This window comes from Metabacillus sp. RB-C-LZQ-3-1, assembly GCF_058315175.1.
Window position 1 is genome coordinate 181,196 of record NZ_JBZFLI010000002.1, and the last position, 11,939, is coordinate 193,134.

Below are 11,939 nucleotides of genomic sequence, written 5' to 3' on the forward strand. Positions count from 1 at the left end.
CTTTATTTTTTTTGATCTAATAAATAGCGTGCATAATCAAATGGGGTGAAAAATACTGCTTCCCATTCTTTATGAATAATTCTTTGGTGATGAATCAGCCCCCCAGCGTAATCAGAAATAAAATTACATTCAATAAAATAAGGAACTCCATTTTCTGTAAGGCAAATATCAAAACCTAAATCGGCAAGGTGGGGGAAATGGTTATCTAAATAATTTGCCGTCATTAACGAAAATTCACAAATGCTCTTCCTAAGCTTTTGATAAGGAATGGAGGGGAAAGTCACTGGACAAATGTCTTCGAGCCGAAACGTTTTTCCACCTTGAGATCCATTTGTCAAAAAGCTATTGTTTTTAGCTACTTTACACATGATACCAGTAACTTTAAAAAAACCAGTACTATCCTTCTGTAGTGCTACACGCATATCAAAGGGGTTTCCATTAAAAGTAGCCAATGGAATCCTTTCTTGTATGATGTAATCACCTTTTTCTATATGTTCCTGAATAATACTTGGAATACCAGTAGAAAACCTCACTTTTTTATAGTCTTCACCTTTAAGCGGTTTATACGTTAGTGTCCAATCATCAATTCCTTTATCTATTTTCATTGCGCCAATGCCGCGTTCACCATAATTTTTTTTGAGAATAATGCTTTTATAGGTTGTAAGCATCTTCCAAAGGTTTGGCTTTGTGAGGATCTCAGTATGAGGTAAGTGCTTTTGAATGCTCTTTTCACGAAGGAGGAGTTGATGAATTTTATATTTTTCTATGTCATAGTTAGGTAAATTAAATATCGTTATTCCTACTTTACGCAGGTCATAGATTCTTTTCCTTATAACAGGGTGGCGGTCTAGTATTCTAGAATAATTCACTTTTGGTCGAGGTACCTTCATTAATTTATACCCTTTTGTAGTACGAACATAGGCAACAACACTATTTTTGTCTGGGTGGAGATGGAGTAAACGAATATAACATGGGATGAGATTATTCTTTGCAGCTGCACGTTCAAAAAGTATAAACATAGTTTTATGGTTCCCGCTTAGATTGGGAAATTGCTTATAAATATTTCTAGGGACGATTATTCCTACACCCTCCATAGACTCTATCCTCTCCTTTATGACTTTCCACTCTTCTATTAGTTTATTCTAGTATAAATTTGATGTATGGATATGTAACTATTTTAATGACTATTTGGGCAAATATAGAATGCCCTCATCATATCGTAAGCATATAGTAAGTATAGACACCTGGAGGAATGAAAATGAAATGTAAGATTATCTTAAATAAGAATATCAATAAAGATAAAACGATTTATGTTAATAAAAAACTTTATCATATCCTTCAAATAGACAAGTATTTTTCAATCAATTTGCACTTTGGAACTAGCAAAGAAAAGTATAATGTTGAAATTAATCCTTCACTAAAAAATGATGAGGTAATGATTCCAACAAAAATTAATAAATTTTCTATTCCATCTGTTTATCAATATGAATGTAAGGTAGTGCATAATACATTTGTAGTAGGACCTGTAATAGGCATAATGGGGTGTAGGAATCGAAAATACCTAACTGAAGACTTGTTATCAAAGCTGCGTTACCGCTTAAAAGATTCCTGGAAATTAAAAGGTCTGTGTTTTGTCTTTGCAGAAAACGATGTGAATCCGCTGAAAAAAGAGGTGAAGGGGTATTATTTTCATCAACGTAAACAAGTTTGGATAGAAGGGGTTTTTCCTTTACCTAAATCGGTTATCATAGGCAAAAATTCGATGAGTCGCAGGGCCTATCAGTATTTTACGAAGATAATAGGACAAAACGTTTTTTATAATGATCACCTTTCAAAATGGTATCAATATAAGATGCTATCAGAGCATCCCTCTCTTTCAAAATATGTTCCCAAAACGAAAAAATTAGTTAATAAACAATCATTTTTAGAAATGATCAATGAATATGGGGCCGTATACCTAAAACCAAATAGATCTTATCAGGGAATTGGAATGATTAAAATTGAGAAATACGGTAATATCTACAAATTAAAGAATATTCATGGTCAAATAAAATTGATATCTAAAGAAAATGTTCTATTAAAATATATAAACTATAAGATGAAACAAAAGTACTTAATACAACAAGCTATTCCATTTTCTAAAGAAGGTTCCATTATTGATTTCCGCTTATATTTACAAAAAAATAAGGAAAAACAGTGGGTTTCTCCTGGTATGATGGCTCGAATAGGAAAAAAGGGCAGTATTATCACAAATGCAAATCAGAATTCAAGTTCTGCCAAGCCATTATGTCTTTGCTAGGTATTATGGGTTGAAAAACCAACAAATTTTTACTCTTCAGAATAAAATAACTGACATATGTGAAAAAACAGCTATCTACATGGAGAAACATGGAAATCATTTAGGTGATTTAGCCTTTGATTTGATTGTGGATAAAGAGTTTAATATATGGATTCTTGAGTTTCAGGGAGGCTATGGTGCTGAAATAAAGGAGAAAAATATGCCAAGAAGGTTGTATGAAAGGTTAATGATGACACCTTTAGAATATGCAAAGACATTAGCAGGATTTTAATAATGATGATAATTCATGTCTATTATTTATTTGAGAGGATAGAAAAAAGGCTGTAAGAGGTTGTAAAATCATGTATCAATCTCTTGCCGCCTTTATAGATTATTTATTCGTTTCTTCTAAAGCTTTTTTCTTTTTAATGAAGGAAACAGCTCTTTTTTTCATTGATTTTGTTAAATAGCCGCCCCTAAATGAGCGAATTTCGTAAGACATTAAAAATGCTTTTGGTTCAAATTGGTCAATGATTAGTAATAATTCTTTTTCTCTAGAACGTTTTGCTACAATGTCTAACCGAAAGCGAGCGGTATTAATTCCTTCTCCTTCAAAAACGGTAACCCCAAACCCAGCTGTTCTTAAGGCATTAACTAAATTCATGTTCTTATCAAGGATATTAGCTTGATAGGTAATAAATCCAATGGCCAGCTTCCGCTCTAATACACCACCAAGAAGGAGACCAACACTAAAACCGACTACATAAGCAATAATATTGTAAATATTTGATAAATCTTGAAAAACAAAAATTAAACTAACAATATAAATAATTCCCTCTAAAAGTCCAACTCCAGCTGCTGATTTGGTTTGATTTTTAACAAGGAGTATCGTTCTAATAGTAAGGACCGGGACATATATGAGTTGAAGAACAAATATAAGTAGAGCTTGTAGCATGAGTGAATGTATACCTCCATCATTTAATAATGAAAGCATAACATATTTTAAAAAAGAAATAATCAATTATTATGATAATATTTTTATCATTTTTAGAGGGAAATGCAGGTAATAATGTATTGATCAAATAGAAAGTATGTATTAAAACTATGTGATTATGGCAATGAAATCTTTAGAGATTAGATACCACTAAAGGATAGTAAACACATTTGAAAAAAGTAGAGTTCTTCTACAAAAGTGAGGAGTTTATTTTGTTTTATTAATATTGAATGTTCATATAAAAAACCAAGGCTTCCGCCATTAGATCATGGCGACAAGCCACGTTTTTAAATTAATAGCGATTCGCTAAATAGTATGCATATTCAAGAGGTTTATAAACTGAAGGGTCTTCAATTGCACCTAGAGCGGGAAATGGTATATGGTTGACTTCAAAAATCCATAGCTTTCCCTTTTCATCTACCCCTAAATCAATGCCTAAATCTGCCATATGAAATCCAGCTTCATCAAATGCTTGACATATATTTTGACCAATGGACATGATTGAAGTTTCTAATTTTTTGAAGTTAATGTCTGGAAGGATTGATGGAGTATTGTGTAATTGATCAAAGGTGTAAACTTGAGATATTTTTCGTGGCACAATAAAGGTTTTGATTAGATGATATTCGGAATAAAAGCAGAGACTTCTCCCAATTACCAGTTGCATTTTTGTTCATATTTAACCGGATATCAGTTGCATTGTTTTTATATTTTTTTGTTTCAATTGCTTGCTGTAAAATATAATGCCCATTTGTGATTTTGGGTTCTAGCCAGTTAATTAATTCATCTAAAGTGTGGAATATTTGAAATAAGTATTCATTTCTAATGGTCTGAAAAACCTCATAAGATCCATCTAATAAGGATTTCACTCGCATAATTCCACCACTGCTTCTACCTATCATTGGTTTTATGAAAAAATCTGAGAATCGACACAATTGTGAGGGTAAATGATCAGTATGAAGTTTTAATGTTTTTGGTACATGTTTCCTAAGGTGTTGATTAGTTGAAAGAAATTCCCATCCTTCCCACTTATCAAACAAAAAATTATTAAAAAGATTAATTCCGAATATATTTTCTAACTTTGCAATAATTTCTTTATTTAAATATCCCTGAATAAAGGCAACATGTGGGAGGGAAAAGTCCCGTCTTCCCATTTTTCTATTTTTCTATTGAATTTCTTTCCATTTACAGAATAATTCATCATATTTATTTCTTTCCAATGAAAGCAAACAAGGTCCACTAGTTTATACGGAAAGTGTTGAACAAATTTTCTAATACTATTCTTTTTTAAATTGAGCAACCTGTTATCACGAATGCATATGCCATTTACTACTTAATTCATCATCATCACCTAACATCCTTTTTGATAAGAATAATTTTAACCTTCAGTTACAGTAATTGTCAGATTAGCAATAGCTCCAACAACAATTTGAATAGGCTCAATGGACAGGGGACATTAACTAGAACTAAGCCACCAAGCAAACCGCCTAATGGAATTGTCACTTCAATCAATCCATCATAGGAACTTGAACAACTGAAGGGCCAACAGCAATTCCAGTTACCATTACTGTACAAAGTGCACCCAGAATTATGATTCCTACTATACAATATATTTGTCATATATAACCAAAATAGATAAAAGTAATAGATTAAAGAATAACTAAATTTAGACTACTTAAAACAATCCAGAAAGAAATTAAGATGTAACGAGTCCTTATATGTGATAATAAAAAATCACTTTTTATGGAGTGATGTCATATATTTTAAAAGGTGGAAATTTTTCAAAAGAACTTGAGGGAGTGAACAAGAAATGGTTTTTGGTATCGGCAGGAATGAGAAAGATCCGTTTGATGATCAAAATTATCATCAAGACTTAACCAGTTTAAGAAGTATAGTCAATGACTTGGAACTCAAATTAAGTCAGTATGAGAAAATGTTTAATAATATGAATCAGAATGATCATGAACAACAAGATCAGATTAGCCCTCAGCAAATTTCTGATATTTATGAAAGGTTACAACGATTTTATGAAAATGAAGAACGTCACGCAGTTAAAATCCTTGAGATGGAAAAAGAGATAAAAGAGTGTAAAAAAGAGTGTGAAGTTAACAAACAATATATTAGTCAATTAAATGAGAAATTTCTCCAAACGGAAGAGAAATCAGAGGGAAATAGTCCAAGAAATGATGAAGTTAAAGTAACAAATAATTTGAAGCGAAAGAAAAGAATAGCGTTTCAAAATAAATCACAATTATCTCCAATGATAGGGGGCGGTTTTAATGAAACGATACAAAGGATCGACCCTAAGGGAAACCAAAATGCTAATAAAAAAAAGAGAAAAATAAAGCATCAAGGGAAAAGCCGTTCAATGTCACCTACGGAATTTATAACAAGTCACTATCCAAAAGGTCAAGTGCCGAATCATTTAACAACATTTAATCCATTAAAATATACCTGATGTACCAGTGAACTGTAAAAAGTAAATGCGGCCACTTTTTACACCATTGAGTGGCCTATATTCTAAAATGATCATTCTTGTTTTTTGTTTGCTTCTGTATGCTTTGGATTGTTTTATACATGGGCTTAAGAGATTCTAATTCAAGGAAACCTTTTGTTTGAGGGGCAGCATTTACTTCAATTACATAAATTTCACCCTTTTCATCAATACCTATATCACAGCCCCAGATGGTTTGTTTTGTAAAATATGCGGTTAAACATCTTGAAATGGATAAAACGATGTTTTCTATTTTTGTTAGGAATTGAAAAAGATCAAGGTTTTTTATATTTGATGATTGAAGTGCTTCTTCTACAGTTATTATTTTTGAACCGTGTTCAAAATTCGTCACAGCATACCCTTCTTTCGCGATCCTTCCATATTTTCCTGTAATGAGCCATTCGTTCATATATAGTTGTGAAATATATCTTAGATCGAAAGGCAACTCAGAAATCTTTGCCAGAGGAATGTAATATTGGATAATACATGGGATTGAAGGATGTTCTAATTTTTTTAAATATGTAAAAAGCAAATCAATTCCTTTTATATACCTTTTTTTTTCTAGAATGAATAGCTCATATTCTTGTGGGTTCTTTTCAGTTATGATAATAACCCCTTTTCCAAGAGAACCTCGACTTGGCTTTACCACAATTTTATTGTGCTTATTTAAAAAATCAATAAGATGATATTTCGTTAGTATTTTTGTTTCGGGAACATACTTCGCTAAGTACGGATCGTTCATTAATAGCTCGTTTTTATGAAATTTATTATTGATCTTATATTTTTCCATGTTTATTACTCCTAACTTAAATTTTGGAGAATAATAATTTAATACACTTAAGAATAAGCAAAAAATTTTACTTTTGGCGGGTGATACAAAATGAAGCAGATCTTTGGAATATTAGTAAGTCAATATCTGTTCAATAAGATTCTTATGCAAATTGAAACTCACGAATGTATTTCTTTTTATGAAGAGGCATGCGATCAATATGAGCTAACACCTTGTTTTTTACGACTAGTTGACCTTGCAAGAGGAAAGGAATATATAAAGGCATTGGTGAAAGGTGATAATGGAAAATATTCTATTAAATTAGTAAAAACACCAATGATTATTCATAACCGTGCATTGCTGTATCATAAACAGGATCGAGAAAAAGTAATGCAACTGCAGGAGGAAGGCTTTACCATTTTTAATGGGTTTACAAAAATTCCGAAACTTACGATTCATCAACACTTAGAGGTGGATGAAAAGCTTAAGCCCTATTTGCCTGATACTCGTAGGGCAAACAAAAACAATTTTGTACAGATGATAAAAGAGTACCGGGATTTAATAATAAAACCAGATTATGGAACACTCGGTAAAGGGGTTGCAAGGGTTATCCTAGAAAGTAATAACATTTGTTTACTTAAAAATGGTCAAATAAAGTACCGCTTTTTATTAAATGGACAATGGGGAAAAGAGGTCAACGACATAATCCTAAACCCAACGAATATCATTCAACAAACAATTTCTTTGAGAACTTATGAAGATAAACCATTTGATTTTAGGGTTTCGGTCCAAAGAAATGACTCCGGAACCTGGCAAGTCACCGGTATTGTATCCAAAGTTGCAAAACCTGGTCAATATATTACAAATGTTGCATCAGGAGGGAAATGTTATGACCCCAAAATTGTGTTGAATCATCTAAATGTAAATCCAGACCAAGTATTAGCTGAGATTGAATTAATGTCATTAATGATTGCTAATCATCTTGGCGAAAGAATTAAGAACCTTGCAGATTTAGGACTTGATATGGGTATTACTGGAAAAGGAGTTCCAATGTTTATAGAATGCAATTTTCGAGATTTACGAATAACCTTTAAGGAAGCAGGGTTAATTGATGAATGGAAAGCAACTTATACAACTCCTGTAAAATATGCAACTTATTTATTGAAAAATAAATAAGTTGCAAATCAAGTAAAATATAAAATATCTTGAGTTCATCTATATTTCATTGTAGATTTGCCGTAATTTTTCTGCAATTATCTTTGAATCGTGGTGTGTCTCTGTATATTTTCTTCCCTGCTGACCTAGGAGTTGCCGCCTGTTGCCATCTAATAATAAAGATTTCAGTTTTAAATACAATGTATCAGGATTTGCATTTACAATCGGTAATTCCTGTGGGTATTTTTCGACTAAATCATCCCGAATATAACAAATGACAGGCTTCCCTAAAGCCATTGCTTCCAAACTAAATACTCCAAATGAACCAATCAATAATTGATCTATGACGATATCAGCAGATCTATATATTTTTAAAGCGTCCTCATGTGAGAGCTTTGTTAAAAGTCTAAATCTAAAACGATATCCTTCTTTTCTAAGTCGATCTACAGCAGCTAATACATGTTTTGTTCCCTTAACTTTATAATGGGTTGGTGAATGAATGATTAGTGGATTTTTGTTATGTGGAGAAGGGAATTTTGGTTGAAAATGGTCTAAATGAATAGCTTGTGGTATAACATGTATCTTTTTATAAAAACCTTCTATATAAGGTTTAAGTTCATAATCAGCAACGATAGCGTGATCAATTGACGATGATAATTCTTTTAAAAATGTAATTCTCTTATTTTCATCTGCAAACTGTTTTTTAATCTGAGCATATGGATTATTAAATTTTCGTACAATAGAAATTCTTCGAACATCAGAGCCTCTATGCTGAACAACTAATTTTTTACCTTGGGTCTTTAAATAAGGGAGATCGCTTCTGTCGAACATAAATGTCCGACCAAAATGGAAATGAAATACATCGAATTCCTTGCACGCATTCATAAGCATATGATTTAATTGTTTTTTTGTCAGTTTTTTTTGTTCAAAACATACATCCGCTTTGAACTTTTGTGTTGAATTCATCATATGGTAAGATTTTGCATTAATACCAATCTCCCTTAGTGATTCACACATCGTAACCATCTGACCCCCAAAACCAAAGTGAAGGACTTTCATATTAAACTCCCTTCTTATACAGCTTAATTATAGAATATTTCATTCATATAAAAATATTCTTTGATTCTAAGCATTTCCTATACTGAATAAAATATATTCTCTTTTTTATAAAAAGAAATTTAATTAGATTCTTAAACTGTTGAGATACACATATAATTTCATGATGGAAGTTCTTGCTGTTTCATTAAAGAATGACTAATTGCATTAGATAGTTCTAAAGCTTTAATTCCATGATTAGCAGTAACTGTAGGATGTAGATCATATTTAATACAATCAATAAAATTATGCAGTTGATATTTAAGTGGTTGGGCTGTTGGGAGAATGTGGTGTGTTTCTATAGTAGGATACAATGAGTTGTCTGTCTCTTTATTCGTTTTTATAATTTTAATTTCATTTTTTAATAAGTCTGCTTCTATAAATCCATCCTCTTGAAATATTTGAATCATTCTTTTTTTATATGGAGCTTTAAAACTTGCCGTTACATTAGCAATCACTTCATTATTGGTTTTTAAAAGTACCATGGCATGTTTCGGTGTATTTTCAATTATCTTACCCAATGTAAAAAATGTAGTAATATCGTCATTTAATAGTTCTTCTAAAATATAAAGGTCATGTATCATTAAATCCTGTACAACATCAATACTTTTTAGTTTTTTGTCGTACTGGCTCATTCTTTGCATATAAATAGCAATAATTTTATTTTTTGATATTTCCTTTTTTAAAGCTTGAATTAACGGGTTAAAAAGTTCGATATGACCAACCTGGAATTTCAGGCCTGCTTCATCCGCTTTTTCTTTCAGTATCTTAGCTTGATCTAACGAATAAGCAATGGGTTTTTCCATTAATATATGGACCTTATGTTCTATACATAATAAACCTATTTCATAATGAAATTCGGTTGGAACGGCAATACTTACTGCGTCTACTTCTCGTAGTAAATCTATTACACTGTCAAACATTGGTACATGAAACTTTTTTGAAACTAGACTTGCTCTATTTTTATCATTGTCATAGATTCCGACTAATTTGCAATGATGAGATAAAGAGGCATATGTCATAACATGCTTTTCTCCCATATTTCCTATTCCGATTACACCGACTTTCATATAATACCTCCTAGATGCCTTAATTCTATTTTTAGCTTATGCTTGACAGACATATAGAGTTATTGTCTTCGTCGGATTATAACGAAAAATTGGCGATTGTCATAAATAGAATACACATTGTTAGCCTTTACATCTTTTCCTGACATTTATTTTTACTTTTTTAATAGGCAACAGGCTCATAGGATGTTCTTCATGTAAAAAATACTTTTAAGCTATCCTTTTTTATATAATTTTTATTTCGTATTCATGGTTTTAGAAGGGGAGGAATGTAAATGAACAGTTTTCCGGAAAGTACAGTATTAGGTAAAAATGTAGTGATAGAAGAAGGGGTTAGAATTGGGGAAAATGTACAAATAGGCCATAATACAGTTATCCTTAAAGATACTCAAATTGGAAATAATGTAAAAATTGGCTCTAATTGTGTATTAGGTATTGTACCTGGCGGGAATCAAAAAATGCGAAAAATAAATAATGGTGAAAAACCGCTAATCATTCATAATGGGACCAGGATAGGAAGTTTGGTATCGATTTATGCTAATTCTGTTGTAAAAGAAAATGTTTTTATAGGCGATCAAGCGAGTATTAGAGAGAATGTAACAGTAGGGGAAGAGTCAGTGATAGGAAGGTCGGCAATTATTGAGCTTAACACGCAAATTGGTAAAAGATGCACCATTCAGACGTTAGCATATGTAACTGGGGATACAGTAATAGAAGATCAAGTCTTCATTGGACCATGTGTATCGATGTCAAATGATAAATATATGGGAGCGAAAGATTATCATCTAAAGGGCCCTTATATTAAAGAAGGAGCGAAAATAGGTAATAATGCTTCATTATTGCCAGGTATTAGTATTGGAAAGCGAACAATCGTAGGAGCTGGATCCGTTGTTACAAAAGATACAGGGGATGATGAAATAGTTGTTGGGATACCCGCTAAAAAAAGATAGAGTCAGTGTTGGTCTTAATCAACACTGGCTTTATCTTTTTAATTTATTATACAGAGTTATTTGAATTCAATAAAATATTAGACATGATCTCAGATGAATGACCATCACCGAAGATTGAAGGATAAAGAGAAGGTTTCTTTATGTTTGTAACAGCCTGTAAAATCCTTTCTGAATCAGATGCACCTACTAGTGTGTTCCATTTGGAATCAATGGTTTCCACCCACTCAGTTTCATCTCTAAGGGTAATACATGGGACGCGCAACATATAAGCTTCTTTTTGGACTCCTCCTGAATCTGTTAAAATAGCATTAGCATCATTTTCAATTTTTATCATATCAAAATAGGAAAGAGGATCAATGGTTTGAATATTTGAAGTGTAAAGCAAACTCGATAAATTCATTTGGCGAATCTTTTCTTTTGTTCGTGGATGAATTGGAAATATCACTTTTTTATCTAGCTTATTAAAAGTTTCAAGGATTGTTTTAAGACGATGATCATTATCCGTGTTTTCCGCTCGGTGAATAGTAGCAAGGTAGTATTCGTTTTTGGTTAGGTTTAAGTCTGATAAGATTGTTGAATGCTTGAGAGCATAGGATTTATAAAAAAGGATGGCATCATACATAATATCTCCAGTAAAAAAAATGCCACGCTCAATTCCTTCTTTTTTTAGATTGTTTACAGCAGTTTGAGTAGGGCAAAAAAATAATGTTGAGAGATGGTCTGTTACAACTCTATTAATCTCCTCTGGCATTTTTTTATTATAGCTTCTTAAACCAGATTCTACGTGTGCAATAGGAATATTTAATTTAGCTGCAGCTAAACTTCCTGCTAACGTGGAGTTTGTATCCCCGTATACAACTACAATATCCGGTTTTTCATCCATCATAACTTCTTCAAGTTTTGAAAGCATTTTAGAGGTTTGTTTACCATGGGATCCAGAACCGATTTTTAAATGATAATCCGGTACAGGTAGCTTTAATTCTTGAAAAAATATAGCAGACATATTTTCATCATAATGCTGTCCTGTATGAACAATAACCTCTTTTATATTAGGTTCTTGATTCAATATTTTAGATAGCATACATGCTTTAATAAACTGTGGCCTTGCCCCTACAACTGTAAGGATCTTCAACATTAATT

General features: G+C 31.9%; 11 protein-coding genes and 1 pseudogene. 4 read left to right on the plus strand and 8 right to left on the minus strand.

The features are described 5' to 3' along the window. Positions 1 to 2 precede the first annotated feature (2 nt). Positions 3 to 1,094 (minus strand): YheC/YheD family protein, encoded by a 1,092-nt coding sequence (locus AC4GZ8_RS04265; RefSeq protein ID WP_491080576.1) that lies wholly within the window; start codon positions 1,092 to 1,094, stop codon positions 3 to 5. A gap of 758 nt (positions 1,095 to 1,852) precedes the next feature. On the opposite strand from AC4GZ8_RS04265, the pseudogene AC4GZ8_RS04270 reads away from it, so the two are divergent. Then, positions 1,853 to 2,570 (plus strand): annotated as a pseudogene (locus AC4GZ8_RS04270) (YheC/YheD family protein). 99 nt (positions 2,571 to 2,669) lie between these two features. On the opposite strand, the gene AC4GZ8_RS04275 reads toward AC4GZ8_RS04270, so the two are convergent. From AC4GZ8_RS04275 to AC4GZ8_RS04285, 3 genes are all read right to left on the minus strand, one after another. Then, on the minus strand, positions 2,670 to 3,233 hold the full coding sequence (locus AC4GZ8_RS04275; protein ID WP_491080577.1) for a DUF2179 domain-containing protein: 564 nt from the start codon (positions 3,231 to 3,233) through the stop codon (positions 2,670 to 2,672). A gap of 331 nt (positions 3,234 to 3,564) precedes the next feature. Then, positions 3,565 to 3,936 carry a YheC/YheD family protein gene (locus tag AC4GZ8_RS04280; protein WP_491080578.1) on the minus strand — a complete coding sequence of 124 codons (372 nt, stop codon included), beginning with the start codon at positions 3,934 to 3,936 and terminating at the stop codon, positions 3,565 to 3,567. Further along, on the minus strand, positions 3,836 to 4,423 hold the full coding sequence (locus AC4GZ8_RS04285) for a YheC/YheD family protein (protein ID WP_491080579.1): 588 nt from the start codon (positions 4,421 to 4,423) through the stop codon (positions 3,836 to 3,838). Before AC4GZ8_RS04285 ends, AC4GZ8_RS04280 begins: the two co-directional genes overlap by 101 nt. A gap of 656 nt (positions 4,424 to 5,079) precedes the next feature. On the opposite strand from AC4GZ8_RS04285, the gene AC4GZ8_RS04290 reads away from it, so the two are divergent. After that, on the plus strand, positions 5,080 to 5,727 hold the full coding sequence (locus AC4GZ8_RS04290) for a hypothetical protein (RefSeq protein WP_491080580.1): 648 nt from the start codon (positions 5,080 to 5,082) through the stop codon (positions 5,725 to 5,727). A 55-nt stretch (positions 5,728 to 5,782) separates the two neighbouring features. Here the strand turns inward: AC4GZ8_RS04290 and AC4GZ8_RS04295 are convergent, their stop codons facing one another. After that, positions 5,783 to 6,553: a YheC/YheD family protein gene (locus tag AC4GZ8_RS04295; RefSeq protein ID WP_491080581.1), complete on the minus strand. Its 771-nt coding sequence runs from the start codon at positions 6,551 to 6,553 to the stop codon at positions 5,783 to 5,785. A 90-nt stretch (positions 6,554 to 6,643) separates the two neighbouring features. On the opposite strand from AC4GZ8_RS04295, the gene AC4GZ8_RS04300 reads away from it, so the two are divergent. Beyond that, positions 6,644 to 7,708, plus strand: coding sequence for a YheC/YheD family protein (locus tag AC4GZ8_RS04300; protein WP_491080582.1), 1,065 nt, complete (start codon positions 6,644 to 6,646; stop codon positions 7,706 to 7,708). A gap of 39 nt (positions 7,709 to 7,747) precedes the next feature. On the opposite strand, the gene AC4GZ8_RS04305 is transcribed toward AC4GZ8_RS04300, so the two are convergent. Both AC4GZ8_RS04305 and AC4GZ8_RS04310 read right to left on the minus strand, forming a co-directional pair. Further along, positions 7,748 to 8,746, minus strand: coding sequence for a glycosyltransferase family 4 protein (locus tag AC4GZ8_RS04305; RefSeq protein WP_491080583.1), 999 nt, complete (start codon positions 8,744 to 8,746; stop codon positions 7,748 to 7,750). Positions 8,747 to 8,904: 158 nt separating this feature from the next. Beyond that, positions 8,905 to 9,852, minus strand: a complete 948-nt coding sequence (locus AC4GZ8_RS04310; protein ID WP_491080584.1) for a Gfo/Idh/MocA family protein — start codon at positions 9,850 to 9,852, stop codon at positions 8,905 to 8,907. A 272-nt stretch (positions 9,853 to 10,124) separates the two neighbouring features. On the opposite strand from AC4GZ8_RS04310, the gene AC4GZ8_RS04315 reads away from it, so the two are divergent. After that, positions 10,125 to 10,799, plus strand: a complete 675-nt coding sequence (locus AC4GZ8_RS04315) for an acyltransferase (RefSeq protein ID WP_491080585.1) — start codon at positions 10,125 to 10,127, stop codon at positions 10,797 to 10,799. Between the two features lie 46 nt (positions 10,800 to 10,845). Here AC4GZ8_RS04315 and wecB read toward each other — a convergent pair whose 3' ends face one another. After that, positions 10,846 to 11,931 (minus strand): non-hydrolyzing UDP-N-acetylglucosamine 2-epimerase, encoded by a 1,086-nt coding sequence (wecB, locus tag AC4GZ8_RS04320; RefSeq protein WP_491080855.1) that lies wholly within the window; start codon positions 11,929 to 11,931, stop codon positions 10,846 to 10,848. Positions 11,932 to 11,939 lie beyond the last annotated feature (8 nt).